This is a genomic window from Roseivivax marinus (assembly GCF_900109705.1).
Lineage (GTDB): Bacteria > Pseudomonadota > Alphaproteobacteria > Rhodobacterales > Rhodobacteraceae > Roseivivax > Roseivivax marinus.
In genome coordinates this window covers 17,672-39,506 of sequence record NZ_FOAI01000008.1, presented here as the reverse complement: position 1 = coordinate 39,506, position 21,835 = coordinate 17,672, and the positions used below count along the sequence as shown (strand labels likewise).

The 21,835-nt window shown below is 66.6% G+C and carries 23 protein-coding genes and 1 tRNA gene; 13 read left to right on the top strand and 11 right to left on the bottom strand.

The genetic code is table 11. From position 1 onward, the window contains the following. Nucleotides 1–20: 20 nt before the first annotated feature. Nucleotides 21–105, bottom strand: a tRNA-Leu gene (locus tag BMX29_RS11290). A 168-nt stretch (nt 106–273) separates the two neighbouring features. Here BMX29_RS11290 and BMX29_RS11285 point away from each other — a divergent pair. Next, a complete protein-coding gene (locus BMX29_RS11285) occupies nt 274–771 on the top strand; it encodes a Hint domain-containing protein (protein WP_092812868.1) in 498 nt (165 codons plus the stop codon). Between the two features lie 52 nt (nt 772–823). On the opposite strand, the gene BMX29_RS11280 is transcribed toward BMX29_RS11285, so the two are convergent. Continuing rightward, nucleotides 824–2,365 (bottom strand): NAD(P)H-hydrate dehydratase, encoded by a 1,542-nt coding sequence (locus BMX29_RS11280; RefSeq protein WP_092812865.1) that lies wholly within the window; start codon nt 2,363–2,365, stop codon nt 824–826. A gap of 164 nt (nt 2,366–2,529) precedes the next feature. Here BMX29_RS11280 and BMX29_RS11275 point away from each other — a divergent pair, with 164 nt between their 5' ends. The 5 genes from BMX29_RS11275 (at nt 2,530) to BMX29_RS11255 (ending at nt 7,402) form a co-directional block, all read left to right on the top strand. Continuing rightward, nucleotides 2,530–2,868 (top strand): P-II family nitrogen regulator, encoded by a 339-nt coding sequence (locus tag BMX29_RS11275; protein WP_043841382.1) that lies wholly within the window; start codon nt 2,530–2,532, stop codon nt 2,866–2,868. 83 nt (nt 2,869–2,951) lie between these two features. Beyond that, nucleotides 2,952–4,358: a type I glutamate--ammonia ligase gene (glnA, locus tag BMX29_RS11270; RefSeq protein WP_092812862.1), complete on the top strand. Its 1,407-nt coding sequence runs from the start codon at nt 2,952–2,954 to the stop codon at nt 4,356–4,358. Between the two features lie 338 nt (nt 4,359–4,696). Beyond that, the gene (locus tag BMX29_RS11265; RefSeq protein WP_092812859.1) at nt 4,697–5,584 is read left to right on the top strand and encodes a hypothetical protein; all 888 of its coding nucleotides are present in this window, start codon (nt 4,697–4,699) and stop codon (nt 5,582–5,584) included. 121 nt (nt 5,585–5,705) lie between these two features. After that, on the top strand, nt 5,706–6,497 hold the full coding sequence (locus tag BMX29_RS11260; RefSeq protein WP_092812857.1) for a lytic murein transglycosylase: 792 nt from the start codon (nt 5,706–5,708) through the stop codon (nt 6,495–6,497). 131 nt (nt 6,498–6,628) lie between these two features. Next, nucleotides 6,629–7,402 carry a hypothetical protein gene (locus tag BMX29_RS11255; protein WP_139196993.1) on the top strand — a complete coding sequence of 258 codons (774 nt, stop codon included), beginning with the start codon at nt 6,629–6,631 and terminating at the stop codon, nt 7,400–7,402. A 24-nt stretch (nt 7,403–7,426) separates the two neighbouring features. Here the strand turns inward: BMX29_RS11255 and BMX29_RS11250 are convergent, their stop codons facing one another. The 3 genes from BMX29_RS11250 to BMX29_RS11240 form a co-directional block, all read right to left on the bottom strand. Continuing rightward, nucleotides 7,427–8,188, bottom strand: a complete 762-nt coding sequence (locus BMX29_RS11250) for a heme-dependent oxidative N-demethylase family protein (RefSeq protein ID WP_092812851.1) — start codon at nt 8,186–8,188, stop codon at nt 7,427–7,429. Between the two features lie 78 nt (nt 8,189–8,266). Beyond that, entirely contained in the window at nt 8,267–8,866 is a 600-nt protein-coding gene (locus BMX29_RS11245) for a biotin transporter BioY (RefSeq protein ID WP_092812848.1), read from the bottom strand. A gap of 68 nt (nt 8,867–8,934) precedes the next feature. After that, nucleotides 8,935–9,405, bottom strand: coding sequence for a DUF6314 family protein (locus tag BMX29_RS11240; RefSeq protein ID WP_244889215.1), 471 nt, complete (start codon nt 9,403–9,405; stop codon nt 8,935–8,937). Between the two features lie 85 nt (nt 9,406–9,490). Here BMX29_RS11240 and purB point away from each other — a divergent pair, with 85 nt between their 5' ends. The 4 genes from purB (at nt 9,491) to BMX29_RS11225 (ending at nt 13,448) form a co-directional block, all read left to right on the top strand. Then, nucleotides 9,491–10,798, top strand: coding sequence for an adenylosuccinate lyase (purB, locus tag BMX29_RS11235; RefSeq protein ID WP_092812845.1), 1,308 nt, complete (start codon nt 9,491–9,493; stop codon nt 10,796–10,798). A gap of 101 nt (nt 10,799–10,899) precedes the next feature. After that, nucleotides 10,900–11,055, top strand: a complete 156-nt coding sequence (locus BMX29_RS18830) for an adenylosuccinate lyase (protein ID WP_112324721.1) — start codon at nt 10,900–10,902, stop codon at nt 11,053–11,055. A 124-nt stretch (nt 11,056–11,179) separates the two neighbouring features. After that, complete coding sequence (locus BMX29_RS11230; protein WP_092812842.1) at nt 11,180–12,232, top strand: flagellar motor switch protein FliG; 1,053 nt, start codon at nt 11,180–11,182, stop codon at nt 12,230–12,232. 271 nt (nt 12,233–12,503) lie between these two features. Beyond that, nucleotides 12,504–13,448 carry a lysophospholipid acyltransferase family protein gene (locus BMX29_RS11225; RefSeq protein ID WP_092812839.1) on the top strand — a complete coding sequence of 315 codons (945 nt, stop codon included), beginning with the start codon at nt 12,504–12,506 and terminating at the stop codon, nt 13,446–13,448. On the opposite strand, the gene BMX29_RS11220 is transcribed toward BMX29_RS11225, so the two are convergent. Then, the gene (locus BMX29_RS11220; protein WP_092812836.1) at nt 13,412–14,110 is read right to left on the bottom strand and encodes a DUF1223 domain-containing protein; all 699 of its coding nucleotides are present in this window, start codon (nt 14,108–14,110) and stop codon (nt 13,412–13,414) included. The two genes, BMX29_RS11225 and BMX29_RS11220, sit on opposite strands and share 37 nt — an antisense overlap. A 229-nt stretch (nt 14,111–14,339) precedes the next feature. Between BMX29_RS11220 and acnA the strand changes: the two genes are divergently transcribed. From acnA to BMX29_RS19215, 3 genes are all read left to right on the top strand, one after another. Continuing rightward, complete coding sequence (acnA, locus tag BMX29_RS11215; protein WP_092812834.1) at nt 14,340–17,129, top strand: aconitate hydratase AcnA; 2,790 nt, start codon at nt 14,340–14,342, stop codon at nt 17,127–17,129. Between the two features lie 175 nt (nt 17,130–17,304). Beyond that, nucleotides 17,305–18,612 carry a short-chain fatty acid transporter gene (locus BMX29_RS11210; protein ID WP_092812832.1) on the top strand — a complete coding sequence of 436 codons (1,308 nt, stop codon included), beginning with the start codon at nt 17,305–17,307 and terminating at the stop codon, nt 18,610–18,612. A gap of 218 nt (nt 18,613–18,830) precedes the next feature. After that, nucleotides 18,831–18,986, top strand: coding sequence for a hypothetical protein (locus BMX29_RS19215; protein WP_157835859.1), 156 nt, complete (start codon nt 18,831–18,833; stop codon nt 18,984–18,986). A gap of 19 nt (nt 18,987–19,005) precedes the next feature. Here BMX29_RS19215 and BMX29_RS11205 read toward each other — a convergent pair whose 3' ends face one another. The 5 genes from BMX29_RS11205 to ccmA form a co-directional block, all read right to left on the bottom strand. Beyond that, entirely contained in the window at nt 19,006–19,536 is a 531-nt protein-coding gene (locus BMX29_RS11205; protein ID WP_092813155.1) for a DsbE family thiol:disulfide interchange protein, read from the bottom strand. 14 nt (nt 19,537–19,550) lie between these two features. Then, nucleotides 19,551–19,706, bottom strand: coding sequence for a heme exporter protein CcmD (gene ccmD / locus BMX29_RS11200; protein WP_081749580.1), 156 nt, complete (start codon nt 19,704–19,706; stop codon nt 19,551–19,553). Then, nucleotides 19,703–20,431 carry a heme ABC transporter permease gene (locus BMX29_RS11195; protein ID WP_043841400.1) on the bottom strand — a complete coding sequence of 243 codons (729 nt, stop codon included), beginning with the start codon at nt 20,429–20,431 and terminating at the stop codon, nt 19,703–19,705. Before BMX29_RS11195 ends, ccmD begins: the two co-directional genes overlap by 4 nt. Nucleotides 20,432–20,512: 81 nt before the next feature. Next, the gene (gene ccmB, locus BMX29_RS11190; RefSeq protein ID WP_043841401.1) at nt 20,513–21,169 is read right to left on the bottom strand and encodes a heme exporter protein CcmB; all 657 of its coding nucleotides are present in this window, start codon (nt 21,167–21,169) and stop codon (nt 20,513–20,515) included. Then, nucleotides 21,166–21,774 (bottom strand): heme ABC exporter ATP-binding protein CcmA, encoded by a 609-nt coding sequence (ccmA, locus tag BMX29_RS11185; RefSeq protein ID WP_092812830.1) that lies wholly within the window; start codon nt 21,772–21,774, stop codon nt 21,166–21,168. The genes ccmB and ccmA overlap by 4 nt, the downstream gene beginning before the upstream one ends. Nucleotides 21,775–21,835: the final 61 nt, after the last annotated feature.

Below are 21,835 nucleotides of genomic sequence, written 5' to 3'. Positions count from 1 at the left end.
GTCGTCCTCTCGTCATCCTCTGGTGCGGGTGAAGGGACTCGAACCCCCACGCCTCGCGGCGCCAGAACCTAAATCTGGTGCGTCTACCAATTCCGCCACACCCGCGAACACAGTCACGGGACGCCCGCAGGGGGCGGGTGCCCGGTTCCGGCGCTCTCTAGCAAAGCCACACACCGGACGCGAGAGGAAAATCCCGCCAAGAAAAGGCAGGACTTTAACCTCGTGTTGCCATAATCATCGGAGAAAAGAGGCAGGAACAGCAGGAATGCGCTCATGGAACCGAAAACGGTCCGGCGCGGCACGGGGCAGCCACCGCTGCGCCCGGATACCGTGTCATGCATCACAAACGCTCTCGTCGCTGGGACGGAAGTGCTCACCCTCGACGGTGCCCTTCCCGTGGACGTGCTCGGACCGGGCGACCGGGTCATCACGCGCGACAGCGGAATGGCGACGCTGATCGAGGTGCGCCACCGCCGGCTGGAGCGTGACGTCGTGCGCATTCGCGCGGGCTCTCTGGGCAATGCGCGGCCGGACCGCGACGTGCTCATGCCCGCGACGCAGGAAGTTCTGATCCGCGACTGGCGGGCAATGGCCCTCTTCGGCCGACAGCAGGCCTTGATCCCGGTCTCGCGCCTGGTGGACGGTGAATTCGTCCATCACGCAGGGCGCGCGGACGTGGTGCTGGTAGAGCTGATCTTCGACGCGCCTCACATTCTATACGCCGACGGCCTGGAGGTCGCCGCAGGTCAACCGATCAGCCAGATCGCCTGAGTAACGCCTCGCCGCACAAACGGGGGCCGCGATGACCGCGGCCCTTCTTCCATCAGACCCCCAGCGTTCGGAACACGCCCGGAAGCGCCTCGGGCAGGTCCTCGGCGATGAGGCCCGGGCCGAAGCACCGCGCACATTCCGCGTGAAGCCACGCCGCCGTTTCGGCCGCGCGCATCGCCGGCATACCGCGTGCCATGAGGCCCGTAATCATGCCCGCCAGCACATCGCCGGCCCCGGCCGTGGCGAGCCACGGCGCAGCCCGGTCATATACTGCGGCCGCCACCGACACCCGGCCGTCAGGTGCGGCGACGATCGTGTCCGGCCCTTTCAACAGGATCACGGCGCCGGACCGCTTTGCCGCTGCCAGGGCGGCGTCGATGCGCGAGGGCGCGGGGCCGCGCTCCGCCACGTCGGTCAGGGGGCTGGCGAGGTCCGGGAAAAGGCGCGCGAACTCTCCCATGTGCGGAGTGAGGACGCAGTCCGCGTGCAGCGCATCAAAGAACGTGTCCGGCGCGTCGGAAAAGGCCGTCAGGGCATCGGCGTCCAGCACCGTCGCACGTCGCGCGGCCAGCGCCGCCGGCACGAGGTCAAGCGCACGGGTGGCCCCTAGTCCGGGCCCGAGGCACACCGCGTTGAGGCGTCCGTCGCCTTCGAGCATGTCCGCCAGTGCCCCACCGTCGTCAATCCGACGCAGCATGACAGCGGTTTGCTGGGCGGCGACCTCGAACTGCGCCGATCCCGGCACGCCGGTGGTCACGAGGCCCGCGCCAACCCTCAGCGCGGCCCGCGCGGCCAGGCGCGCCGCCCCGGTGGTGCCCGCCCCCCCGGTCATTACCAGCGCATGGCCGCTGTCGTATTTGTGGCCGCTCTGCCCCTTCGAAAGCTCACGTGCCCGCGCCGCCACCAGCGGCACTCCACGGCCTTCGGTCGCCTCGGGCCGCAGGCCGATATCGCCGACCACGAGCGATCCGCAAAGCGCCGGCCCGTCCGACAGGTAGTGACCGCGCTTTGCGCGGTGGGATGACACCGTGAGATGCGCGGGGATCGCTGCGCCGGCACCGCCCAGAACGCGCCCACTGTCGGCGCAAAGCCCCGAGGGAATATCCACCGCCACGATTCGCGAGCGTCCCTGCCCGTGCGCCGCGCGCAGGCATGACAGCAGGCTGTCCAGCCCTTCGAGCGGACGCGACAGCCCGGTGCCAAACAGCGCGTCGATCACGAGGTCGGGCGCGGCGGCGCAGGGATTGGAATGCGCGTCGAGGGCGTGGATCGGCCCGAGTTCCTGCCAGCTTTCGGCGTTGACGCGGGCGTCGGCGGGCATCGCGTCGACCGATCCCAGCATCGATACCTCGACCGTCCAGCCGAGACCGTGCAAAAGCCGCGCGATCACGAAGCCGTCGCCGCCGTTGTTGCCGGGGCCGCACAGAATGGCCGCACGCCGGGACGCGCGCTCGGCATCGGGCCAGACCGTCTGGAGCGCTTCGACAACCCGGCGGCCCGCCCGATCCATCAGCTCCCGGCCCGTGACGATGCCGCTTTCCATGGCATGTGCCTCGATCTCGCGCATCTCGGCAGCGGTCAGCAGGTGTGTCATCAAGTCCTCGTTCGCGAATTGCTCAATTCTTGTGCGTATCGCACGAAATTTGATCGCTTCGTCCGATTGCGCTGGCGCCCGCCCGCGCCTCCCGCTTGTGTGCGATTGTGGGCGGCACCGAGACATGGTCTGACGCCCAAGGACTGCGACGAGGAGGCGAAGCCATGAAGAAGATCGAGGCGATCATCAAGCCTTTCAAGCTCGACGAGGTGAAGGAAGCGCTTCAGGACGCGGGCATCCAGGGGCTTTCGGTCGTCGAGGTGAAGGGCTTCGGACGTCAGAAGGGTCACACCGAACTGTATCGCGGGGCGGAATATGTCGTCGACTTTCTCCCCAAGGTGAAGGTCGAGGTTGTTCTGGATGACAACCTGGTCGACGCCGCCATCGAGGCAATCGTGGGTGCGGCCAAGACCGACAAGATCGGCGACGGCAAGATCTTTGTCTCGCCGGTCGAGCAGGCGATCCGAATCCGCACCGGCGAAACCGGATCCGACGCGCTCTGATCCCCGGGCCGCGGGCGCACCGCCCGGGCCACACCCCATCCGCAGACAGACCCAGAGACACACGACAGAAAAGGACTCAAAGCATGAGCAAGAGTGACGTTCTCAAGCTGATGAAGGACGAAGACGTCGCATACGTCGACATCCGCTTCACCGACCCGCGTGGCAAGCTGCAGCACGTGACGCTGATGCAGGATCAGGTCGACGAGGACTTCCTCGAGGAAGGCTTCATGTTCGACGGCTCGTCGATCGCCGGCTGGAAGTCGATCGAAGCCTCCGACATGAAGCTGATCCCCGATCCGGAGTCGGCCTATATCGACCCGTTCTACGCCGAGAAGACGCTCTGCCTTCACTGCACCGTGGTCGAGCCCGACACCGGCGAACCCTACGAGCGTGACCCGCGCGGCACCGCTCTGAAGGCCGAGGCCTACCTCAAGTCGTCGGGCATCGGCGACGTGTCCTACTGGGGTCCAGAGGCCGAGTTCTTCATCTTCGACAACGTTCGGTTCTCGAACTCGATCAACAAGGTGTCCTACGAGGTCGACGCCATCGACGCGTCGTGGAACACCGACACCGAGTACGAGATGGGCAACACCGGCCACCGTCCGGGCGTGAAGGGCGGCTACTTCCCGGTCAACCCGATCGACCACGGCCAGGATCTGCGCTCCGAGATGCTGTCGACCATGAAGCGCATGGGCATGAAGGTCGACAAGCACCACCACGAGGTGGCGTCGTGCCAGCACGAGCTTGGGCTGATCTTCGGCTCGCTCACCGAGCAGGCCGACCAGCTGCAGAAGTACAAGTACGTCATCCACAACGTGGCCGAAGCCTACGGCAAGTCGGCGACGTTCATGCCGAAGCCTCTTTACGGCGACAACGGCACGGGCATGCACTGCAACATGTCGATCTGGAAGGACGGCAAGCCGCTCTTCGCGGGCGACAAGTATGCGGACCTGTCCCAGGAAGCGCTCTACTTCATCGGTGGCATCCTGAAGCACGCCAAGACGCTCAACGCGTTCACCAACCCGTCGACCAACTCGTACAAGCGCCTTATCCCGGGCTTCGAAGCTCCGGTTCTGCGCGCGTACTCGGCCCGCAACCGTTCGGGCTGCGTCCGGATCCCGTGGACCGAGAGCCCGAAGGCCAAGCGCGTCGAAGCCCGCTTCCCCGATCCGTCGGCGAACCCCTACCTGTGCTTCGCGGCGCTGCTGATGGCCGGTCTCGACGGCATCTCGAACAAGATCGATCCCGGCGAGGCGATGGACAAGAACCTCTACGACCTGCCGGCCGAGGAGCTCGAGGGCATCCCGACCGTCTGCGGCTCGCTGCGCGAGGCACTGGAGGCCCTCAAGGCCGACCACTCCTTCCTGCTGGCCGGTGACGTGTTCACCAAGGACCAGATCGACGGCTACATCGACCTCAAGACGGAAGAGCTCGAACTCTACGAGCACACGCCGCACCCGGTCGAATTCGGCCTCTACTACAGCTGCTGAACGCGACTGCTTCGGCAGTCCGACCGGCAGACACGGGCGTCCTTCGGGGCGCCCGTTTTCGTTCGTGGTGGCCCGATAAAGGCGCTTTTGACCCCTACCTCGCACGCGTACGGCTGTTTCCACAGGCAACACGATTGCAAAGCTGGATTTGCCGCGACCGAAAACGACGCTGCGGAAATCCCTTAGTAAATTCGCGAAACCGGCCGATTGTGGCGACATTTCCCAACCGTCGCCCTACTTCGCGGAATTTGCCGTCGTGAAGGTCCTTGCGGACCACATTGGCACCGCGAATCGCGCCCAGCATTGTTCCCGTAAGACAGACGAATGGAGATCTGTTCATGACCGGACATGCTGCTGCCCTTGCCCACGTCGATCCTGCCGCTCACGCAAGCGCGATCCTCTCCCTCGATGGCAACCGACTCCTCAAATCCGACCACCTGTGCCGGCTTCTGCATGCCGCGCTCGCCGATTGCGGCATCAAGGCCGACGTGACGCCCACGCTGAACGGAGCGCGCGCCACCACAAACGACGGACTCACTGCCCGGCTCGAGATCGGCGTTCTGCGCGGCCGGAGCGAGCTGACCGCGGTCGTGGAATCGGAGGATGTGGAGGCCGATGCGCTGCGTGCGCGCCTCGCCGGCCTGATCTGGCATCTTCTGCCGCGCGTGCCCGCCACCGAGGTCCTGTGGGACGAGTCCGGCGTCGCGATCCCGCGCGCAGCATTCATCGCCGCTCTCTCGGACGAGATGACGGCAACCCGGGCCACCATCACTCCACGCCGGACGGTCCGCTCCGCCGAGGAGGGGCCGCGCACCGTCCGCCCCCGGCCCGGCTCGCGCCGTCGCGCCGGCATCCTGCCCCCCGCAGCCGCGACGCGCCGTCGTCCGGCGGCGAATTCAGATGTTCCGGCGCACCGGCACCGCTTTGACGCGCACGTCCACGCCTACGACGCCGAACTACGCCGGGTGATGACGCTGCAGCTGACTAACGAAGAGCTCGAGGCCGAGAGGATCGCCCAGAATGCACCAATCCCGATGGAGGCGAGACTGGCCACCTGGGCAGTATCGCTCAGCGTCGCGACCGTGTCGTTGCCTATCGCGGCGCCGGTGCTGATCCTCAATGTCGTCCGCGGCGAGGACTTTCGCCTCGCCTCTCTCGCGATGGGTCTTGCCGGATTCTTCACGATGCTCGACGTGTCGGGCGCCATGGCGGCCCTGCCTTTCTGAGCCCTCCGGCGCCGCCCGTCTTCTGCAAGGGCGGTCGCCGAACGACGTGGCGGCCACAGCGCTTGCGGTGCGACGAAGTGGCGCTACCCTTTCGGAAAGACAATCCTGACGGGAGCCTCCCATGCGCCGCCTTCTTACCGCCATCGGCCTGATCCTGGCCGCCAGCCCTGCCATCGCACAATCCTGCGGGAACAATGCGTCGGGCTTCGAAAGCTGGAAATCGCAATTCGCCGCCCAGGCTCAGGCACAAGGTGTCGGACAGCGCGGACTTCAGGCACTTGCCAACGCGCGCTATGCCAGCGACACCATCGCCGCGGATCGCAACCAGAAAAGCTTCAACTACTCGCTCGACCGCTTCATGCAGGTGCGTGGCGCCGACACCATCGTGTCGCAGGGCCGCCAGCGCCTCGCGCAGAACCCGTCATATTACCAGTCGCTCGAAAACGCCTACGGCGTTCCGGCCGGTGTCCTCCTCGCGATCCACGGGATGGAGACGGGCTTTGGCGGCTTCATGGGAAATTCGAGCGTCGTTTCCGCGATCACCACGCTGGCCTACGATTGCCGGCGGTCGGACTTCTTCAAGCCTCATGCAATCGGCGCGCTGCAACTGGTGGACCGCGGCTCCATCAACGGCAACACGCAGGGCGCCAAGCACGGTGAACTTGGCCACACCCAGTTCCTTCCGGGCAACGCGCTTCGCTACGGCGTGGACGGCAATGGCGACGGCCGAGTAGATTTCTACAATGCCACGGACGCGCTTGCGTCGACCGCCAACTATCTGCGCCAGAAGGGCTGGCAGCCCGGCGCCGGCTACCAGCAAGGCCAGCCGAACTTCCGCGCGATCCAGGAATGGAACGCGGCGACTGTCTATCAGCAGGCGATCGCGATCATGGCCTCGCGGATTGACGGCTGATCTGCCAAGCACCACGGAACGGCCCCGTTTCACGCGGGGCCGCCACCGAAGCGGACCCGTCGGGCCACAATCTCTGCAAATTGCCGGACTAGCGTACTGGGAGAACGAATACTCCCGCCAAGGTTGCGCACATGTCCAATGCCCCGCGCCCCTACGCCGCCATCCTCTCACCCAGACCGGTCGGACCCGTACCGCGCACGTTCCTGCGCGGCGTCGCGGACGTTCTTGCTCAGCATGATGGCGGTTCAGCAGGCGTACGCATCTCGAAAACCCACCAGGCGGTTGCGGGACCGCGCATCATGGTCCGCGTGACGGTCGAGCGCGATCCGGCACGAGGCGCCCGGGTTGCCTTCGCCCTTGCGGCGCGGCCGGGCCAAAGCTTGCCGGGACGGGCCAGGTGCACCGCCATCCTGTCGGACATCGTGCTGCGGTCGCTGCCGTTGATCGAGGCACGCCGTGTCGAGTGGCTCCAGCCTGACGTGCTGCTGTCACCCGACGAGTTTCTCGCCGCGCAAAGCTACATCTCGCCCAAGCGGGCCCGCCGGGAGATCACCGCTCTGCCCGACGCGGACGAGAGCATCGACCAGATCGAACGCAACATGACCTCGCTGCTGGAGGGGGAGCCCGCGCTGTTCACCGCGCCAGCCGCCGAGCCGACACCTGCGCTCTCCGAAACCGCTCCCGGTCCGCAGCAGGTCAGCGAGACCCGCGCGCGCGCGGCCAGCTGGTCACTGACCGCCGCCCTGGCCGTGGTGTCGATGCCGGTGGCGATCGGGCTCTCCGCCGTGCACGCGCTGCGCGGCTCGGACGTGCGACTGTCGGCGCACGTGCTCGCCCTCACCGGCACCGGATACGTTCTGTGGCAGGCCGGAGTGCTGAGCCCGATCCTCGACCTCGCGCGCTGATCTTGCCGAACTTAGGAGCGCGTATCACTCGGCCGGTGCGTCGGCCGGTCTGCGTGACGGCATGTTCTCGGCCGCAACCATGTAGGTGTGGATGCTGAAGACGACCGCGCCCGTCTCTGGCAGACGCACGAGGCACTGCCGTTCCGAGCGCAGGTAGCGGCTTTCGGCGCCCCGCCATTTCGGCCGGTTCGCCGGGGGCTCGGGCTGAAAGAGCGTCGGATCATCGGTCCAGAGCTCGTTCACCCGCCACAGCGGACGGCCGACCCGCACGCCGTCGAACAACCGCTGCACGCGCGGCGCGAGGTCGGAATCGTATTCCGGGACCGGCTCATGGATCGCGATCAGCGGGCGGCCGATCTTCTCGGCCAGCCGCCACCGCGCGGGAAAGCACAGCACCGCCGCGGTGAGAACGTGTTCATCCCCGCCATCGGGCCGCTGCATGATGCAGATATCGTCCTGCACGAGGTGCCCGAGCGTGGCCAGCGGATCTGTTCGGTCGATTTGCGCCGTCGCGCCGTCCGGCCGAACCACGTCATCTCCTTCGCGGGCATATCCCTCGGGCAGCCTCTCCAGAATGACCTCCAGCGCTTCCAAGACGGCAGGCCTGGCGCCGGGGCATTCTGCGATTACGGCCTCGCGTCCCGTGGTGATCAGGCGCTCGCGCTCTGCCATCTGCGCGGCGAAGGCGTCGTCCACCAGCAGCCACTCCGCCGGTTCGAGCGGGCGGATGCCCGGCAGCCGAGGACGGTCCGCGGGGTCGTAGGGCATGTGCGTCTGCAGGATCATGGCGGGCGTCCTCGAAAACGAAACGCGGCGCGGGAGTGTGCCCCCGCGCCGCCAATTTTCCATCCGTGTGGACCGGTCTCAGCCGCGGGCGCGACCCACGGCGCGCCATGCCAGCGGCAGGATCACGGCGGCCAGTGCCAGCTTGAGAGCGTCGCCGATGAGGAAGGGCGTCAGGCCCCACTCGAGCAGCGGCTTGTCCCAACCGTAGAGCACACCGAGCCAGGCGACGCCCGGCAGGTAGATCAGCACGTTGCCCATGAGCATCGCGCCGGCCATTTTGGGCGCGGTGCGGTCCCATCCGGCGCGCGCCAGCATACCCAGAAGCACGGTCGCCGCGACGTAACCCGCGAGGTAGCCGCCGGTCCCGCCCATCATGTAGGTCAGGCCGTTCGCCTCGGCCGAGGAGCCGGCGAAAACGTCGAAGCCGAGCGCGCCGACCAGCATGTAGCCAAGGATCGTCGCGAGGCCGAGGCGGGGGCCATAGGCCGCGCCCAGCGTCAGCACCGCGAAGGTGCCCATGGTCACCGGCACCGGCCACATCGGGATCCGGATCTTGGCCGCCACGGCCAGAACGCCGATGCCGAGGACAACGAGCGCCGCCTGTTTAAGCCGCAGGCCGGCCCCTTCGGTCGCCCCGAACAGGTCCACCAGCACGTTACGGTTCGTCGCGAGGTTCATGAGCCCCTCCTGTCGCAATATTGTTGCCGATGTCTCTTCTGCCCGAGTGCCGCGGAGCCCGCAAGCCTTCACCCGCCGCGCGGCTTCTCCCGGACGAAGAGGGTTTCCATCCGGTAGTCCTTGCGCGGCCCCGAGACCTCCCACGTCACGGTCCAGACCGGCCAGTCGGCAAAGTCGTAGGACACGCGGTAGAGGTCGGGCGCGCAGTGATGGGTGGCCTCGGGTTCTGGCTCGCCCAGCATGATCTGGTGGAACGGGGCCCCGGTGTCGAAGCGCACGTCGATGACGCCGTCCATCGCGCGCCAGAGATAGGCGCGCGTGCCAGATAGCGGCGGCTGGCCGGGCAGATGCATGGTGACGCTCTCGTCGTAGCGCAGGCCGTCGCCGTCGGGCGAGAACTGGAGCCGTCCCTCGGCATGACCGAACTGGCCGACATGGCGGTCGTGAATCTTGCGACTGAGACGCCAGCCGCCCTCGAAGTCGGACAGCCCTTCGGGCAGGGTCAGGATGTCGGCGGGGCTGAGGGGCCGGTTTGTCACGAAACGGTGCGTCCCTTGTCTCTGCGATGGCCCGAGTCTAAGACCCGGCTCGACATATCAACAAGACGTGAAGGATGCGGTTCCCATGATCCCCCGTTATTCCCGCCCCGACATGGTCGCGATCTGGGCACCGGAGACCAAATTCCGCATCTGGTTCGAGATTGAGGCCCATGCCTGCGATGCCCAGGCCGAGCTGGGCGTGATCCCCAAGGAGAACGCCGAAGCCGTCTGGAAGGCCGACGGTGTAGACTTCGACGTGGCCCGCATCGACGAGATCGAGGCGGTGACCCGTCACGACGTGATCGCCTTCCTCACCCACCTTTCCGAGATTGTCGGCGCCGACGAGGCGCGCTTCGTGCACCAGGGGATGACCTCATCGGACGTTCTCGACACCACGTTCAACATCCAGCTGGTGCGCGCGGCCGATATCCTGATCGCCGACCTCGAGGGACTTCTGGCTGCGCTCAAGCGCCGTGCCTACGAGCACAAGGACACCGTCCGCATCGGTCGCAGCCACGGCATTCACGCCGAGCCCACCACCATGGGCCTGACCTTCGCGCGCTTCTACGCCGAGATGCATCGCAACCTCCAGCGGATGCGGACTGCACGTGCCGAGGTCGCCACGGGTGCCATCTCCGGCGCCGTGGGGACGTTCGCCAACATCGACCCCCGCGTCGAGGAACATGTCTGCGAGAAGCTGGGCCTTGAGCCCGAGCCGATCTCGACCCAGGTGATCCCGCGCGACCGGCATGCGGCGTTCTTCGCCACTCTGGGCGTGATCGCCTCGTCGATCGAGAACCTCGCCACCGAAGTCCGCCACATGCAGCGCACCGAGGTATTGGAAGCCGAGGAGTTCTTCTCGGCCGGGCAGAAGGGCTCGTCGGCGATGCCGCACAAGCGCAACCCGGTGCTGACCGAAAACCTCACCGGCCTAGCGCGGCTGGTGCGGATGGCTGTGATCCCTGCGATGGAAAACGTGGCCCTCTGGCACGAGCGGGATATTTCCCACTCGTCCGTCGAACGCAACATCGGCCCTGACGCGACCGTGACGCTGGACTTCGCGCTGGCGCGTCTGGCCACTGTGGTCGACAAGCTCGTGGTCTACCCCGAGCACATGCTGCAGAACATGCACAAGTTCAAAGGCCTGGTGATGTCGCAGCGGGTGCTGCTCGCCCTGACCCAGAAGGGCGTGAGCCGCGAGGGCGCCTACACGATGGTCCAGCGCAACGCGATGAAGGTCTGGGAAGAGGGCCGCGACTTCCAGACCGAGCTCGAGAACGACGCCGACGTGACCGCCGTGCTGTCGAAAGACGAGATCGCCGAGAAGTTCGACCTCGGCTATCACACGAAACACGTCGACACGATCTTCGCCCGCGTCTTCGGCGACGCCTGAAGATCGGGCGCTCGCGCGGGCGTGAACGCGCCCGTGCGCCGCGCTTTTTGCCGTAACGTCAAGCTGTGCTACCGTCGTTCCATTCCAATGGAGGATGACAGATGACGATCAAGACGCTTCTCGCCGCGGCTGCCCTGACCGCCGTCTCCGCGATGTCGGCTTCGGCCCAGTGCAGCTGGGGTAAGCAGGCCATGTCCTGCGCCGATGGCATGACCTACGACAGCGACAGCCACGCCTGCGTGCCGGTCAGCAGCTGATCCCGCGCCTTTGTGAACGGCCTCCGCGGAGGCCGTTTTCGCGCCTGACGCGCGGCGGCGCATAAAGCTTTCTTAACCGCGAGCGCGGTATACCGGGGGCACCCGCCAGAAAGCGCCCTCGCCCATGTCCCTCCCTGCGTCGTTTGCCGGTCGATCGCCCGAGCCGCCGCCAGGCCCTCGTCGCCTGACGCGCCGCGCCAAGGCGGCGATCGTCGTGCAGTTCATCCTGAACGAGGGCGCGAATGTACCGCTCTCGTCGCTGCCCGATGATCTCCAGGAACAGTTGACGCACGAGTTGGGCGCAATGCGCTACATCGACCGCGCGACGCTCGACCAGGTGATCGGCGAATTCGCAGACGAGCTGGAAGCTGTTGGACTGTCGTTTCCCGGCGGCGTGGCCGGTGCGCTCGACATGCTCGACGGCAAGATCAGCGCGCAGACGGCCCGTCGCCTCCGGAAGGAGGCCGGCGTGCGCCAGACCGGCGACCCGTGGGACCGCGTCGGCGGCCAGAGCGTGGAGCGGCTGGTCCAGATCGTCACCTCCGAAAGCATCGAGATCGCCGCCGTGCTCATGTCGAAGATCGAGGTGAACAAGGCCGCACAAGTCCTTGGAAAGCTGCCCGGTCCGCTGGCCCGGCGCATCACCTATGCGGTGTCCCGGACCTCGGGCGTCACGCCCGAGACGGTGGACCGGATCGGGCTGGCGCTTGCCTCTCAGATCGACGCCGACCCGCCCCGCGCCTTCGCCTCCGCACCGGTGGACCGGGTGGGTGCGATCCTCAACTACTCGGCCGACGGCATCCGCGACGACGTGCTCGCCGGGCTCGACGAGACCGACAAGCCCTTCGCCGAAGCGGTGCGCCGGGCGATCTTCACCTTCGCCAATATCCCCGAACGGCTGGCGGCGGCCGACGTGCCCAAGGTGTCCCGCGATGTCGAGAACGACGTCCTCGTCACGGCGCTCGCCGGCGCTACCACCGAGGAGTTGCAGCCGGTGTCCGAGTTCATGCTCGCCAATCTGTCCAAGCGGGTCGCGGCCACCCTGAGCGAGGAGATCGCCGAGCGTCCGACGCCGAAACCGAAGGAAGCCGAGGCTGCGCAGCGTGCCGTCATCGACGCGATCCGGGCGCTGGTCAACAACGGGGAGATCAAGATGGTCGAACCGGACGAGGACTGAGCGCGTGGTGTGAATGGGACGGTCGTGACCGATGCCGGTCGGCTCTGCGCCGCCCGCGCGCCAGTTCTTCTTCCGGCGACCATACGGAGCAAAGCACGCGCAATTCCTCGCTCCGAAGCGCATAATCCTTAAGGCGTCAGTCGGCGACACCAGAATGTTGGAGGCGCGGGATAAGCCCCCGTTTGCCCAGCCGATCCCACCTGCGCGCTTGAGACCCGATGCTCGTCAACCTATCACCTAGGGCCTGACCGAACCATCGACGGGGCCGCACGTGGCAGAACCGACAGACGAGGACGGCGCGCTCCCCACCGGAAGCTGGGGCGACTGGGCCACCGACCGCGCCCTGCGCGCGGCGATCTCGGCGTGTCTCGCCCTGCCGCTCGGCGCGCGGTTGCGGCTCATGGATGCTCTCGTGTCGAAGGTCGTGGCGCCGCTCGCCGGGTATCGCAGGCGCGCGATGGAGAACCTCGCCCACGTCTGGCCCGACATGTCCGAGCCCGAACGCCGCAGGCTGGCCGACCGTGTCGCCGGCAATGCAGGCCGCACGATGATCGAGAATTACGATGTACTCGGCCTGCGCGACCGCATGGCCGAGGCCGAGGTGACCGGCGAGGGTCTGCCCGCGATGGAGGCCGCCCGTGCCGAGGGACGCCCGATCCTTTTCGTTACCGGTCATTACGGGAACTTCGAGGCCCCCCGCGCGGCACTTGTCGCGCGCGGCTGGCAGATCGGCGGGCTCTACCGGCCGATGTCGAACGCCTATTTCAACGCCCACTACGCGGAGAACATGCATCGCCTGTCGGGCCCGGTGTTCGAACAGGGACGCCGCGGGACCATGGGCCTGCTGCGCCATATCCGTGGCGGCGGCATGGGCGTGCTGCTGTTCGATCTCTACGCGGGCAAGGGAGAGCCGATTGACTTCATGGGCCGCCCTGCCCCGACCCTGACTTCCGCGGCTGAGATCGCGCTCAAGGCCGATGCGCTCATGGTGCCCTTCTTCGGGGTGCGCCTGCCCGACGGCCAGAGCTTCCGAGCCGAGTTCGACGCGCCGATCCCGCACGGCGAACCAGTTGAGATGATGAAAGCGGCGACACGTGCGCTGGAAAAGCGGGTCGAGGCCGACCCCGCGCAGTGGTTCTGGATCCATCGCCGCTGGAAGCCCGAGCGGCAGGCGCGGCGTCAGCGCAAGCGTGCGGCCGAGAGGATGGGCCCGTAGCCGTCTTCCTGCACCAGCACGACCGCGGGGGCGTCCCCTTCCATCGGCTGGCTCTCTCTGAAGGCACTCTGCCCGTCCCAACGCCCGATCATGTCCCAATCTGTGACGATGTGCGTGTAATCGAGCGTGCGGCCCGCGTTCTCGCCCCGGCGAACGCGCACCGTGGCGTCGGGTTCATAGCGCACGAGGTAGACGACTGACGGCCCGACCGGTGTCTCGGTCGAGACCCGCACGGTCAGCATGTCAGACGATCTCGAGACATCAAGCGCAACCGGGGTCTCTGCGGCGCGGTGTTCGGCGATCAGGGCCGCCACGTCCTTGGGGCGTGTGCCGACCACGTCCTCGGTGCCGTTCACGACCATCTGCGGCGTATAGATGGTGTGGCGGCCGGCCGCCTTGGCGTAGGCCTTTTGCCGTTTGGTGAATCGCGCCTGGGCGAAGCTGTCCTTCCAGCCGATGTAGTCCCAGTAGTCCACATGCAGCGCCAAAGGGATCACGTCGGCGTCCGAGCCCAGCGTTTCCAGCAGCTCGTCCGCCGGCGGACAGGAGGAACAGCCCTGCGAGGTAAAGAGCTCGACCACGACCGGACGCTCACCCGACATCGCCGTTGTGCCGCAAAGTCCGGCGCTGAGGGCGACGATCCAGGCGGCGCGAAGGGGCATGTGGCAGACTCCGTGGGTGTCGGTTCCGATCCGGATAGACCAAGGGAACTGTAATAGCCAATCAAGGTTTTGAGAGAGATACGGGCGTGCTGCCTCGACGGGAACGGCCTTGCGCCCGATTGTGCACAATAGTATACATTTCGCGAAACCTTTCCTTGATCGGCATGTCCCCGTGGGGCACAGAGCGGGCAGACCGCGACCGATCGCCAAGCTAGCAGAGGGAGGCATCATGCCCATCACCGTCGGCCAGGACAGCTCAAAGACCCGCAAGACGCTCAGCGTCGGCGACCAGAGCGTCGCCTACTACTCGATTCCCGCAGCGGAGGAGGCCGGGCTCGGCTCGTTCTCGAAGCTGCCGGTGTCGCTCAAGGTCGTGCTCGAGAACATGCTGCGCTTCGAGGACGGCAACACCGTCGTCACGGATGACATCAAGGCGTTCGGAGAATGGGCCGCCAACAACGGCAAGGCGCAGCGCGAGCTTGCCTACCGCCCGGCCCGCGTCCTGATGCAGGACTTCACCGGCGTTCCGGCCGTGGTCGACCTCGCCGCCATGCGTGACGGTATCAAGGCGCTCGGCGGCGATCCCCAGAAGATCAACCCGCTGAACCCCGTCGACCTCGTCATCGACCACTCGGTCATGATCGACGAATTCGGCAACCCGCGCGCGTTCCAGATGAACGTGGATCGCGAATACGAGCGTAACATCGAGCGCTACACCTTCCTCAAGTGGGGTCAGAAGGCGTTCGACAACTTCCGCGTGGTCCCGCCGGGCACCGGCATCTGCCACCAGGTGAACCTCGAATACCTCGCCCAGACCATCTGGACCGACAAGGACCAGAACGGCGAAACCGTGGCCTACCCCGACACGCTGGTCGGCACCGACAGCCACACCACGATGGTGAACGGCGCGTCCGTGCTTGGCTGGGGTGTCGGCGGGATCGAGGCCGAGGCCGCGATGCTCGGCCAGCCGATCTCGATGCTCATCCCCGAGGTCATCGGCTTCAAGCTGACCGGCGCAATGGTCGAAGGCACCACCGCCACCGACCTCGTGCTGCGGGTCTGCCAGATGCTGCGCGAGAAGGGCGTGGTCGGCAAGTTCGTGGAATTCTACGGCGACGGCCTCGACAGCGTGACGCTGGCGGACCGTGCGACGATCGGCAACATGAGCCCCGAATTCGGCGCCACCTGTGCCTTCTTCCCGATCGACGACGAGACACTGCGCTACCTGCGCACCACGGGCCGTGACGAAGACCGCATCGCCCTGGTCGAGGCCTACGCGAAGGAGCAGGGCCTGTGGCGCCAGCCGGGTGCCGAGCCGGTCTTCACGGACACGCTCGAACTGGACATGGGCACGGTGAAGCCCGCCATCTCGGGTCCGAAGCGTCCGCAGGACCACGTCAACCTCGACGAGGCGGCCAAGACCTTCCACAGCTACATCGAGGGCGAGCGGAACGGCAAGGACGTCACGGCCACCGAGGAAGTACGTTGGGAAGGCGAAGGCGGCATGCCCGAGCCCGTCGAGATCCCCGGCGACACCGGCAGCCACAAGCGCGGCTTCGTCAAGATGAAGGACATCGACGGCGAAGAGGTCGAGTTCCAGCTTCATGACGGCTCCGTGGTGATCGCATCGATCACCTCGTGCACCAACACGTCGAACCCCTACGTGATGATCGGCGCAGGCCTCGTGGCCAAGAAGGCGCGCGAGAAGGGCCTCGACCGCAAGCCGTGGGTCAAGACTTCGCTGGCTCCAGGCTCGCAGGTCGTGTCGGCCTATCTCGACGCGTCCGGTCTTCAGGACGATCTCGACGCCATCGGCTTCAACCTCGTGGGCTACGGCTGCACCACCTGCATCGGCAACTCCGGGCCGCTGGCGCCGGAAATCTCGAAGTGCATCGCGGACAACGACCTGATCGCCACCTCGGTCCTGTCGGGCAACCGCAACTTCGAGGGCCGGATCAGCCCGGACGTGCGCGCCAACTATCTGGCGTCGCCCCCGCTCGTGGTCGCCTACGCGATCGCCGGTGACATGAACATCGATGTCGCGAACGAGCCGCTGGGTCAGGACAAGGACGGCAACGATGTCTACCTCAAGGACATCTGGCCGTCGCAATCCGAGATCGCCGAGCTGGTCGAGAAGACCGTCACCCGCGAGAGCTTCCAGGAGAAGTACGCCGACGTCTTCAAGGGCGACGAAAAGTGGCAATCCGTCGAAACCACGGACGCCGAGACCTACGATTGGCCGGCCTCGTCCACCTACGTGCAGAACCCGCCCTACTTCCAGGGTATGTCGCAGGAGCCGGGTGAGATCGAGAACGTCCAGAACGCCCGTGTGCTGGGCATCTTCGGCGACATGATCACCACCGACCACATCTCGCCCGCCGGTTCGTTCAAGGAATCGACGCCGGCCGGTCAGTACCTCGTCGAGCGCCAGGTCAGCCCGCGGGAGTTCAACTCCTACGGCTCGCGCCGTGGCAACCACGAGGTGATGATGCGCGGCACCTTCGCCAACATCCGCGTCAAGAACGAGATGCTGGACGGTGTCGAAGGCGGCTACACCCTCGATCCGGAGGGCAACCAGACGTCGATCTTCGACGCTGCCATGGAGTATCAGGACCAGGATACCCCGCTGGTGATCTTCGGCGGTGAGCAGTATGGCGCGGGTTCCTCGCGCGACTGGGCAGCCAAGGGCACGGCGCTTCTGGGCGTCAAAGCCGTGGTCGCGGAGAGCTTCGAGCGCATTCACCGGTCGAACCTCGTGGGCTTCGGTGTGGTGCCGTTCGAGTTCATGAACGGCGACACCCGCAAGTCGCTCAAGCTGACCGGCAAGGAAACGGTGTCGATCACCGGCCTCGACAGCGTGACCCCGGGCGCCGAACTGCCTTGCAAGATCACCTACGAAGACGGCAGCGAGACCGAGATCACCCTGAAGTGCCGCATCGATACGGCGATCGAGGTGGAGTACGTCAAACACGGCGGCGTGCTGCACTACGTGCTCCGCAACCTCGCGAAGGCGGCCTGATCTAGTGCGCCGCGGCCCTGCCCGGGCCCGGCGCCATACGATCCACGCCCGGCCGGACCCCGCGTCCGGCCGGGTTTTTTCCACTTCCGGGGGCGCGGGACCGGATACATCGGAAAATTGATATCCCTCCCCCCAAATCCACCTGCAATTGCAGAATTTCCAAGGGAGGACCGTCATGCTCACCGTCATCTCCAGGCCGCTCGTGCGGATCATGGACCGCTACCTGCCGGACCCGTTCGTTTTCGTCGTGGTCCTGACGCTGGTCGCGGCGCTCGCCGCGCTGCTGTTCGAAGGCACTCCCCCGCTCGAGGTCGTGGCCATCTGGGGTGACGGCTTCTGGTCGCTCCTGTCGTTCTCGATGCAGATGCTGCTGGTGCTCGTGACCGGCTACATGATGGCCTCCACGCCAATCGTGCGCCGCGGCCTTGCGGCGCTCGCTGGCCTCGCCTCAAGCGCCGGCGGGGCGATCCTGCTGGTGTCGGTGGTGTCCGTCTTCGCATCCTGGATCAACTGGGGCTTCGGTCTCGTTGTGGGCGCGCTCTTCGCCAAGGAGCTCGCGCGCGTCGTGCGGGTGGATTACCGACTGCTCGTGGCCTCGGCCTATTCCGGTTTCATCGTCTGGCATGGTGGCCTCGCCGGCTCGATCCCACTTTCGATCGCGACCGAGGGCCACCCCTTCGCCGATGCGATCGGGGTTATTCCGACCTCCGAGACGATCTTCTCGTTCTACAACCTGGCGATCGTGATCGCGCTGTTCATCGCGGTACCGCTCATCAACCGCGCGATGCTTCCCAAGGAGGAGGACAGCGTCTTCATCGATCCCGAACTGCTCAAGCAGTCCGAGGACGACCGTCCGCGCACCGGAACGCCCGCAGACTGGATCGAAACGACGCCGGTGCTGTCGATGTTCGTGGGCGCCATGGGCGCGGCATGGCTGATCCAGCACTTCGCCACCGGCGGCGGGCTGTCGCTGAACACGATCAACTTCCTCTTCCTGACTTTGGCGATCCTGCTGCACGGCACGCCCCGCAACCTGCTGATGTCGCTTAGCGAAGCGGTGAAAGGCGGCGCCGGCATCGTGATCCAGTTCCCGTTCTACGCCGGCATCATGGCGATCATGGTCGACTCGGGGCTCGCCGCCTCGATCTCCAAGGGCCTCACAGGCTTTGCCACAGCAACGACGTTGCCGTTCTGGACCTTCCTGTCTGCCGGTGTCGTGAACTTCTTCGTCCCGTCGGGCGGCGGCCAATGGGCGGTGCAGGCGCCCGTGATCATGCCTGCGGCCGAGGCCCTGGGCCTCGATCAGGCCCGCGCCGCCATGGCAGTCGCCTGGGGCGACGCGTGGACGAACATGGTTCAGCCGTTCTGGGCGCTCCCGATTCTCGGCATCGCCGGGCTGCGCGCCAAGGACATCATGGGCTTCTGCACGGTTCACCTGATCCTGTCGGGTGCCATCATCGCGGTCGGACTGACGATCCTCTGACCCTGGCCAAAGCGCGGGGCGTCCTGAAAAGCGGCGCCCCGGCACGAACCGGCTGCTCGGAGGAGCGACAGGCGAAGTTCCGCCTATGTCCTGCCTCGATCACCGTCTCGTGAGCCTGCAGTTCGGCGGAGTGGTCCTACACCTCTCGTATCGGTCCAGAAGAGACCGGACGAGAGCACAGGCAGAACTCCATGAAACTGAGAACGAGCAGACGGAACATGAAACTCGTGACCATGTTGCAGGCCGCCGCGCTGGCGGTGCTGATGGTCTTCGGCGCGTGGGCCGCAGGACAGGACAGCCGCGTGGACGGTGCCGATCCTGACTGCGCGCTGTCGCTTGACGCGTGCGGCCTCTACGCCTCGCTGCGCTACTGAGAGACGGTGGTCGCCGGGGTCACGACGCTCCGGCGGCCGCCTGCGCCTCTTCGAGCGCGGGCACGAAGCGCTGCTCGAAGTCAGACCCCACCAGTGGCCCCTGGAACCGGAACAGAACCGTGCCTTCGCCATCGACGATGAAGGTCTCGGGCGGCGCCGTCACGCCCCACTCAATTGCCGTGCGCCCTCGGGGGTCGAAGGCCACCGCCGAGAACGGGCTCTCCTCTTCACGGAGGTAGGTCAGCGCCGCGTTGGACTGGTCCTTGAAGTTCACGCCGACGATATCGACTCCTTGCTCGGCATATTCCAGCAGCTGCGGATGCTCCGCGCGGCACGGCGGGCACCAGCTCGCCCAGAAGTTCACCAGCGTCACGTCGCCGTCGGCAAGCATCTCCTGACCTACTGTCGGATACCCTTCGAGCCCCTCGGGCGTGATCGCAGGCGCCGGGTTGCCCACGCGCGTTGACGGCAATCCCTGCGGATCCTCGCGGTACATACCGATATACGCAAGCGCGGCAAACGCCGCGAATATCACCGGCGGCAACAGCATCAGCGGTTTGAGCTTCACGAACGGGGCCCCCTCTTTTCGACGCGGTCGAGCGCGGCCCGCACGCGGCGGGCGCGCCACAGGCTGACCGCCACGAGCACCACGATCAGCACAAGCGACACGGCGTAGGCCGACAGCACGGTTCCGGCGTATTTTCCGAGCTCAGGCATCATGCCGCCCGCTCCCGTGCGATGAGCGCGCGGGTGCGCCGCGCGCGGATTTCCGTCTGGGTCCGCAGCAGCACGAGCGCCAGGAACAGCAGCACGAAACCCGCCATGCAGACCAGCAGCGGCAACCAGAACACGTCGGCCACGTTCTCCTCGGCGTCCATCGACAACGAGGCGCCCTGATGCAGGCCCTGGTTCCAGAAGTTCACCGCGTAGCGCGACAGGATCGCAAAGACCGACCCGACGAGACACAGGATCGCGGTCAGGTCGGCGGCGGTATCGTCGCTCTCGATCGCTTCCCACAGCGCCATGTAGCCAAGGTAGAACAGGAACAGGATCAGGAACGAAGTCAGGCGCGGATCCCAGGCCCACCACGTTCCCCACATGGGCTGACCCCAGATCGCCCCGGTCGCGAGCGCAATCACCGTCATGGTGGCGCCCACCGGCGCGGCCGCGCGTGCGGCGAGCGCCGAGACGTGGTGCCGACGAATGATCCAGATCAGCGAGGCCACGAGCATCATCAGCCACGCGTTGATCGCCATCAGAGCCGAGGGCACGTGCAGGTAGATGATCTTGACGGTCGATCCCTGCCGGTAATCGTCCGGCGTGAAGAAGAAGCCCCAGACGAGCCCCACCACGAGGCACAGCAGCGCCAGCACGGCGACCGGCGGCAGCATACGGTCCGCGAGACGGATGAACTTGACCGGATTGGCGTATTCCCAAAGCGACATGCGCTGTCCCTACTTCTCCACTCCCGAGCACAACAAGTCACATGTCCCGGCGCGCGTGTCCAGTTGGGCCAGCCGCGACATCTAGCGCAGATTGACCCGCAACACTGCCGCGGCGGCGAACGGCAAGAGTGCGAGCGACCCCGTGCTGATCCCGGCGAGCATCAGAAGCGGCGTCTGCACGTCCAGCCCCTCGGCCCCGCGGCGGGCCACCTCGGCTCCGAAGATCAGCGTCGGCACGTAGAGCGGCAGCACGAGGAGCGACATGAGGAGGCCGCCGCGTTTGAGGCCGACGACGAGCGCCGCGCCGAAGGTGCCGATCACAGACAGAGCCGGCGTGCCCAGCAGCAGCGACACGAAGAGCCAGAGGTAGCCCGGCCCCGGCAGGCTCAGCAGTACGCCGAGCGCGGGCGCGGCGGCCACCAGCGGTAGTCCGGTGGTGATCCAGTGCGCGAGCGCCTTGACCGTCACTATACCCTCGAGAGGCAGCGGCGCGGTGGCCAGCAGGTCGAGCGAGCCGTCCTCCCAGTCGAGCGCGAGGATGCGGTCGAGGGACAAAAGGCACGCCAGCAGCGCGCCAATCCAGAGCACGCCCGGCGCGATGGGTGCGAGCGTGCCGGTGTCGGGCCCAACCGCGAAGGGCACGAGCACGGTGACAATGAGGAAGAACGACAGCCCGAGGCCGAAGCCGCCGCCTGCCCGCACAGCAAGCGCGAGGTCGCGCAGCAGAAGCGCCCTCACAAGAAGGCCTCGTCCGCCGCGGCGGCGCGCGGGCGGGCGCGATATGGCGTGACGTCGAGCGTTCTGGTGTCCGGCAGCCCGAGGTCGATATGGGTGGCGATCAGCGCTGCACCGCCTTTCTCGAGGTGGTCCGACACGGCCTTCGCGAAGAGCCCGACCGAGGTCGTGTCGAGCGATACGGTTGGCTCGTCCAGCACCCAGACCGGCCGCCCGGTCACCAGCATACGCGCAAGGCCCAGCCGACGCTTCTGGCCCGCGCTCATCTCGCCGGCGCGCCGGTCGGCCAGCGCCTCAAGATCGAAAGCGGCAAGCGCCGGCAAGATATCGTGGGTGCCAAACGCCGAGACCCAGAACCGCAGGTTTTCAGCGGCACTGAGGCTGGCCTTGAGGCCATCCGCGTGACCGGCATACGCCACGCGCTCCGCGCCCTCGATGCGACCGGCTGCCGGAGGCTGCAGGCCGGCGACGGTCCGCAGAAGCGTCGTCTTCCCGGACCCGTTCGGGCCCCGCAACACGACCGCCTGCCCCCGCCCGAGCGCGAGGCTCACGTCGTCGAGGACGGGCACGCCGCCGCGGGTCACGGATACGGAGTCGAGAGTGAGCATGTGTCCGGTGCTATCGCGCCGCGGCGGCCCCGACCAGCCCCGCTCTGCGCGTGGCCAGGCG

Bases quoted from the DNA above. Each gene is read 5' to 3' on its own strand.
- BMX29_RS11285 (WP_092812868.1), top strand. From the start codon at position 274: ATGGAACCGAAAACGGTCCGGCGCGGCACGGGGCAGCCACCGCTGCGC.
- BMX29_RS11280 (WP_092812865.1), bottom strand. From the start codon at position 2,365: ATGACACACCTGCTGACCGCTGCCGAGATGCGCGAGATCGAGGCACAT.
- BMX29_RS11275 (WP_043841382.1), top strand. From the start codon at position 2,530: ATGAAGAAGATCGAGGCGATCATCAAGCCTTTCAAGCTCGACGAGGTG.
- glnA (WP_092812862.1), top strand. From the start codon at position 2,952: ATGAGCAAGAGTGACGTTCTCAAGCTGATGAAGGACGAAGACGTCGCA.
- BMX29_RS11265 (WP_092812859.1), top strand. From the start codon at position 4,697: ATGACCGGACATGCTGCTGCCCTTGCCCACGTCGATCCTGCCGCTCAC.
- BMX29_RS11260 (WP_092812857.1), top strand. From the start codon at position 5,706: ATGCGCCGCCTTCTTACCGCCATCGGCCTGATCCTGGCCGCCAGCCCT.
- BMX29_RS11255 (WP_139196993.1), top strand. From the start codon at position 6,629: ATGTCCAATGCCCCGCGCCCCTACGCCGCCATCCTCTCACCCAGACCG.
- BMX29_RS11250 (WP_092812851.1), bottom strand. From the start codon at position 8,188: ATGATCCTGCAGACGCACATGCCCTACGACCCCGCGGACCGTCCTCGG.
- BMX29_RS11245 (WP_092812848.1), bottom strand. From the start codon at position 8,866: ATGAACCTCGCGACGAACCGTAACGTGCTGGTGGACCTGTTCGGGGCG.
- purB (WP_092812845.1), top strand. From the start codon at position 9,491: ATGATCCCCCGTTATTCCCGCCCCGACATGGTCGCGATCTGGGCACCG.
- BMX29_RS18830 (WP_112324721.1), top strand. From the start codon at position 10,900: ATGACGATCAAGACGCTTCTCGCCGCGGCTGCCCTGACCGCCGTCTCC.
- BMX29_RS11230 (WP_092812842.1), top strand. From the start codon at position 11,180: ATGTCCCTCCCTGCGTCGTTTGCCGGTCGATCGCCCGAGCCGCCGCCA.
- BMX29_RS11220 (WP_092812836.1), bottom strand. From the start codon at position 14,110: ATGCCCCTTCGCGCCGCCTGGATCGTCGCCCTCAGCGCCGGACTTTGC.
- acnA (WP_092812834.1), top strand. From the start codon at position 14,340: ATGCCCATCACCGTCGGCCAGGACAGCTCAAAGACCCGCAAGACGCTC.
- BMX29_RS11210 (WP_092812832.1), top strand. From the start codon at position 17,305: ATGCTCACCGTCATCTCCAGGCCGCTCGTGCGGATCATGGACCGCTAC.
- BMX29_RS19215 (WP_157835859.1), top strand. From the start codon at position 18,831: ATGAAACTCGTGACCATGTTGCAGGCCGCCGCGCTGGCGGTGCTGATG.
- BMX29_RS11205 (WP_092813155.1), bottom strand. From the start codon at position 19,536: ATGCTGTTGCCGCCGGTGATATTCGCGGCGTTTGCCGCGCTTGCGTAT.
- ccmD (WP_081749580.1), bottom strand. From the start codon at position 19,706: ATGATGCCTGAGCTCGGAAAATACGCCGGAACCGTGCTGTCGGCCTAC.
- BMX29_RS11195 (WP_043841400.1), bottom strand. From the start codon at position 20,431: ATGTCGCTTTGGGAATACGCCAATCCGGTCAAGTTCATCCGTCTCGCG.
- ccmA (WP_092812830.1), bottom strand. From the start codon at position 21,774: ATGCTCACTCTCGACTCCGTATCCGTGACCCGCGGCGGCGTGCCCGTC.